We start from the raw sequence: 5,280 nt of genomic DNA, 5'->3' as shown, positions 1-5,280 counted from the left end.
CCGCTCCCCGCCCCCCTCGCCGGCATGTCCGCTGCGCGTCACGGGCGGCCGCTCCCGTTCCGGGCGCCGCCGTTCGCCGCACCGTTCCCGTGCGCCGAGCCGTTGCCGCCGGCCCCGCCGTTGCCGTGCGCCGAGCCGCCGGAGCCGCCGCCGGTCGCGGCGGGCGGCTGGGGGACGCCGTCGCCGGGCACCACGGTGCCGGGCACGCCGACCACGGCCGCCGCGCCTGCGGACGCGGCCGCCGCCTGCGGGACCGGGCGCAGCTTGCTTCCGCTGGTCCGGCCGGTGCCGGGGAAGTAGAACCGCGGCGTGCTGTTCGGGACCATGCCGAGCGCCTCGGCCTTCTTCGACAGGTTCTGCGGCGAGCTCTCCTCCTCGTTGTCCGCCGCCTGCGACTGACTCTCCTGCTCGAGCTCCTTGTTCTGCTGCTCGAGCTTGCTCAGCGTGAAGGCGTCCTTCGCCAGGACGGTGTTGAGCAGCAGCAGGCTGACCAGGGCACCGCCGAGCAGCGCGATGATGAGCAGCACGAACGGGGCGCGCGGCGGCCCGGCGGCGGCCCGCCGGGGCGCGCGCCGCGCCTCGACGGCCACCGCTTGCGCGTTCTTGCGCGGCCCGGTCCTGGACGGGGCCGCCGGAGCCGGCGCGCTCTTCACCGCACCCTTGGCCGGGCTCTTGGCCGGGCTCTTCGCCGGCCTGCTCTTGGGCGGGGCTCCCCTGGACGGGCTCGCCCTGCGCGGCGGCGCGGCGGCCGTTCCCGTGACGCCGCCGTCGGACGGGCGGTCCGGGTCGCGCCGCTTCCGCGGTGCGGCCTTCTTCTCCGCGTCCTTCGGTGCGGCCTTCTTCGGTGCGTTCCTGGCGGGCGCGGTGGCCGGCGGGCGTCGGCTCGTCGTCGTCATGTCGCCTCCCGGACCCGCTCGGCGGCGCGCAACCGCACCGACCCGGCCCTTGGGTTGGTCGTGGTCTCCTCGTCGGACGGCACCTCGGCCCCGCGCGTCAGGAGCCGGAACCTCGGCTCGTGCTCGGGCAGCGGGACGGGCAGCTCCGGCGGGGTGGTGTCGGCCGCCTGCGCGCCGAGGACCCGCTTGGTGATGCGGTCCTCCAGCGAGTGGTAGCTGAGGACGGCGACCCGGCCGCCGACCGGGAGCGCGTCCAGGGCGGCGGGCAGCGCCCGCCGCCAGATGTCCAGCTCGCCGTTCACCTCGATGCGCAGCGCCTGGAACGTCCGTTTGGCCGGGTTGCCGCCGGTGCGGCGGGTCGCGGCCGGGATGGAGGTGCGGACCAGGTCCGCGAGCCGCCTGGTGGAGTCGAGCGGGGCGCGCTCGCGCTCGCGGACGATCGCCGCGGCGACGCGCTGGGCGAACCGCTCCTCGCCGTACTCGCGCAGGATGCGGGCGAGCTCGGCGGGCGGGTAGCCGTTGACGACCTCCGCCGCGGTGAGGGTCTGGGTGCGGTCCATCCGCATGTCGAGGGGGGCGTCGTAGGAGTAGGCGAAGCCGCGGTCGGCCTCGTCGAGCTGCGGGGAGGAGACGCCGAGGTCGAACAGCACAGCGTCCACGGACCGGACGCGGAGCCGGGCGAGGACGGCGGGGATCTCGTCGTAGACGGCGTGCTCGAGCGTGACGCGGTCGCCGAACGCGGCGAGCCGGCGGGCGGAGCGCTCCAGCGCGGTGGTATCGCGGTCGAGCCCGATGAGCCGCAGGTCGGAGTGGGCCCGGAGCATGGCCTCGGCGTGGCCGCCCATGCCGAGCGTGGCGTCGAGGTAGAGGGGTGCGCGCCCGGCGTCGCGGGCGGCGTCCACGGCGGGGGCGAGGAGTTCCAGAACGCGACCGAGCATGACCGGTACGTGACCGGCCCCGGTCGCGTGGTCTCCCACGTCCATGGTTCACCCCCCTGGTACTGCCACCTCGCTCGCGGACTGTGTGGCATCGCCGGTCCGGACCTTGCCCGCCCCCGGCGGCGGCCTCGCCCGGCCAGGTCCCCATCCGCTGCCCTAGGGAAGATCACCGCGTTGCCGCGGGGGGTCGCCGTCTGGCGCCGGGGAAGCTGCGCCAGCTGGCTCGGAGAGCGGCTGGAGACCTGGCCGAACGTGGGCCGGTGCCGGTCAACGGACCGACGGGTCGTGCCTCAGAGGATCCCTGGCAACACCTCCTCCGAGACGTCGGAGAACGCCTGCTCCTCCTGCTCGAGGTAGGACTCCCAGGCCTGCGCGTCCCAGATCTCCAGACGCGTGTTGGCGCCGATGACCGCGCAGTCGCGGGTGAGCCCCGCGTACGTGCGCAGCGGCGGCGGGATCGTGACGCGGCCCTGCTTGTCGGGGACCTCGTCGGAGGCGCTGGCGAAGAAGACCCGGCTGTAGGCGCGGACCGCCTTCTCGGTGACCGGCGCGGCACGCAGAGCCTCGGTGATGCGCTGGAACTCCGCCATGGGGAAGACGTACAGGCAGCGTTCCTGGCCCTTCGTGATCACCAATCCCCCCGACAGCTCCTCGCGGTACTTCGCCGGCAGGAACAGTCGTCCCTTGTCGTCGAGACGCGGCGAATGGGTGCCGAGGAACACCGGCCCCACCTCCCGCGCCGCATGAGGCGCTACTGCTCCCCACGGCGCCCCACTCTACTCCACTCTTCCCCACCGTCAACAAGGAAAACGTCTCTCACGCGCGAAGATCGTCAAGAAAACCGCAGGTCAGACGGGGTGGAGCGGAGTGGGGGGCGGCGGGCGCCCCTGCGCGCCTCCCGCCACGCTCCCCCGCGCGGGCCCGTTCCGCGGCGCCCGCCGGGGTTCCCGCACGGGACCCCCGGGACGGGAGGGGAGCGGCGGGTGGGGCGAAGTGGTGGGTGCCGCGGGGCTGTGGCGGCGATCCCCGTGGAGCACAATGGGCTCGCGTTCCACATGAACATCGCGGCAGGCCCTCCGACGACGTACTGTCGGTTGGGCGGGCGCGCAGAGCGCCGCACCGGTCGCGAGGAGACGGGCCCCCGCTCCCGGGGGGCGGGCTCCGTCAGGGGCCTTCGAGGAGCACCGCGCGGCCGGACGGCTGAGGAGGGTTTGGTGGCAGTAGGCACGCACGGCGAGTCGTTCATGGAGACCGACCCACCGGCATCGCGCTCCGCCCGGCCCGGCGGCGCGGGCGGCGGCCTGGAGGACGGGGCGGCGAACGGCGCGGCGGCGCGCGAGGGGTCCGCCCGCGACCTGGCCGGGCTCGCGCGGGTGGCGGGCAGGATCCGGGACGCCGTCGAGTCGGTGATCGAGGGCAAGCCGAAGGCGGTGCGGCTGGCGCTGACCGTGCTGCTCGCCGAGGGGCACCTGCTGATCGAGGACGTCCCCGGGGTCGGCAAGACGATGCTGGCCAAGGCGCTCGCGCGCTCGGTCGACTGCTCGGTGCGCCGGGTGCAGTTCACCCCGGACCTGCTGCCGAGCGACATCACCGGGGTGAGCGCCTACAACCAGGAGCTGCGCGAGTTCGAGTTCAAGCCGGGGCCGGTGTTCGCCAACATCGTGGTCGGCGACGAGATCAACCGCGCGTCGCCGAAGACGCAGTCGGCGCTGCTGGAGTGCATGGAGGAGCGCCAGGTCACGGTGGACGGCACCACCTACGCGCTGGAGCCGCCGTTCATGGTGATCTCCACGCAGAACCCGGTCGAGATGGAGGGCACCTACCCGCTGCCGGAGGCGCAGCGCGACCGGTTCACCGCGCGGATCTCGATGGGGTACCCCGACCCGGCGTCCGAGCTGGAGATGCTGGACGCGCACGGCGGGTCGTCGCCCCTGGACCGGCTCACCCCGGTCGCGCACGCCTCCGACGTCCGCGACCTGATCGAGGTGGTGCGCCGCCAGCACGTCGCGGCGTCGGTGCGGCAGTACGCGATCGACCTGGTCACCGCGACCCGCAAGCACCCGGAGCTGCGGCTCGGCGCCTCCCCCCGCGCCACGCTGCACCTGGTGCGGGCGGCGCGCGCGTACGCGGCGCTGGACGAGCGCGACTACGTGCTGCCCGACGACGTCCAGGAGCTCGCCGTCCCCGTCCTGGCCCACCGGCTGCTGCCGACCGCGGAGGCGCAGGTCGAGCGGCGCCGGCCCGAGCAGGTGGTCGCCGACCTGGTGCGGCGGCTCCCGGTGCCCTCCCCCGGGAAGTGACCGGTTGAGAAGGGCGCTGGCCGGCCTCACCACGCGCGGGCGGTCGTTCGTGGCCGCCGGCGCGACCGCGATCGTGTGCGCGTTCGTGCTCGGCGAGCGCGACCTGCTGCGCGCCGGGGTGCTGGTGCTGGTGCTGCCGCTGCTGTCCACGCTGGCGGTGTCGCGGACCCGCTACCGGCTGGCGTGCGCGCGGCGGCTGGAGCCGCCCCGGCTGCCGGTCGGCCACGAGACGCGCGTCGACCTGCGGCTGGAGAACGTGTCGCGGCTGCCGAGCGGGCTGCTGCTGGTGGAGGACCGGGTGCCGTACGCGCTCGGCGGGCGGGCCCGGTTCGTGCTGGACCGGATCGAGTCGCAGGGGTCGCGCGAGCTCGGCTACCGGATCCGCTCCGACGTGCGGGGCCGGTTCCGGGTGGGGCCGCTGACGGTCCGGCTGGCCGACCCGTTCGGGATGGTGGAGCTGGTCCGCTCGTTCAGCATGTCCGACACCCTGACGGTCACCCCGGCGATCGTGCCGCTGCCGGCGACCCGGCTGACCGGCGCGTGGGGCGGGGGCGGCGAGAGCCTGGCGCGCGCGATGTCGGCGGCGGGCGAGGACGACGTGGCGCCGCGCGAGTACCGGCACGGCGACGACCTCCGCCGCGTGCACTGGCGGTCCACCGCGCGGCACGGCGAGCTGATGGTGCGCCGCGAGGAGCAGCACTTCCAGAGCAGCGGGACGCTCCTGCTCGACACGCGCCGCCGCGCGCACTGGGGCGACGGGCCGGGCGGCTCGTTCGAGCAGGCGGTGTCGGTGGCCGCGTCGATCGGCGTGCACCTCGGCCGGACGGGGATGAACCTGCGGTTCGTCACCGACGGGGGTGAGGCGCTGTCGTCCGCGGCGTCCTTCGACGGGGCCTTCGAGGGGCTGCTGCTGGAGGCGCTGGCGGTGGCGCGCAGGTCCAAGGCGACGTCGCTGACGCCCGGCCTGGCCGCGCTGGGCGGCGCGGCCGGGACGGGCCGAGAGGGCGACGGGCTGGTCGCGGCGGTGTTCGGGGCGCTGACCGCCGAGGAGGCGCACCGGGTGGCGGCGGCGCGGCGCGTCGCGGGCACCCGGCTCGCGGTGCTGGTCGATGCCGGTCCCGGCGACCGGGCGGACGGCACCGGCGG

5 protein-coding genes are annotated in these 5,280 nt (G+C 75.5%); 2 read left to right on the top strand and 3 right to left on the bottom strand.

Features of this window, described 5'->3' with window-relative positions; all coding sequences use genetic code 11:
* Window positions 1-38: 38 nt before the first annotated feature.
* From ABD296_RS48780 to mraZ, 3 genes are all read right to left on the bottom strand, one after another.
* On the bottom strand, window positions 39-896 hold the full coding sequence (locus ABD296_RS48780) for a hypothetical protein (protein WP_344285178.1): 858 nt from the start codon (window positions 894-896) through the stop codon (window positions 39-41).
* Window positions 893-1,879, bottom strand: a complete 987-nt coding sequence (rsmH, locus tag ABD296_RS48775) for a 16S rRNA (cytosine(1402)-N(4))-methyltransferase RsmH (protein WP_344285175.1) — start codon at window positions 1,877-1,879, stop codon at window positions 893-895. The genes ABD296_RS48780 and rsmH overlap by 4 nt, the downstream gene beginning before the upstream one ends.
* Before the next feature lie 245 nt (window positions 1,880-2,124).
* Window positions 2,125-2,556, bottom strand: a complete 432-nt coding sequence (gene mraZ / locus ABD296_RS48770; protein ID WP_344285172.1) for a division/cell wall cluster transcriptional repressor MraZ — start codon at window positions 2,554-2,556, stop codon at window positions 2,125-2,127.
* A 492-nt stretch (window positions 2,557-3,048) separates the two neighbouring features.
* Here mraZ and ABD296_RS48765 point away from each other — a divergent pair, with 492 nt between their 5' ends.
* On the top strand, window positions 3,049-4,134 hold the full coding sequence (locus ABD296_RS48765) for an AAA family ATPase (protein WP_344285169.1): 1,086 nt from the start codon (window positions 3,049-3,051) through the stop codon (window positions 4,132-4,134).
* Between the two features lie 4 nt (window positions 4,135-4,138).
* A partial coding sequence (locus ABD296_RS48760) for a DUF58 domain-containing protein (RefSeq protein WP_344285166.1) occupies window positions 4,139-5,280 on the top strand: 1,142 nt, incomplete at its 3' end.

Origin of the sequence: Actinomadura napierensis (assembly GCF_039529375.1) — a bacterium.
Classification (GTDB): Bacteria; Actinomycetota; Actinomycetes; order Streptosporangiales; family Streptosporangiaceae; genus Spirillospora; species Spirillospora napierensis.
Note: the sequence above shows the minus strand (reverse complement) of the source record. Positions and strands in the feature narration are given on the sequence as shown.

Bases quoted from the DNA above. Each gene is read 5' to 3' on its own strand.
- ABD296_RS48780 (WP_344285178.1), bottom strand. From the start codon at position 896: ATGACGACGACGAGCCGACGCCCGCCGGCCACCGCGCCCGCCAGGAAC.
- rsmH (WP_344285175.1), bottom strand. From the start codon at position 1,879: ATGGACGTGGGAGACCACGCGACCGGGGCCGGTCACGTACCGGTCATG.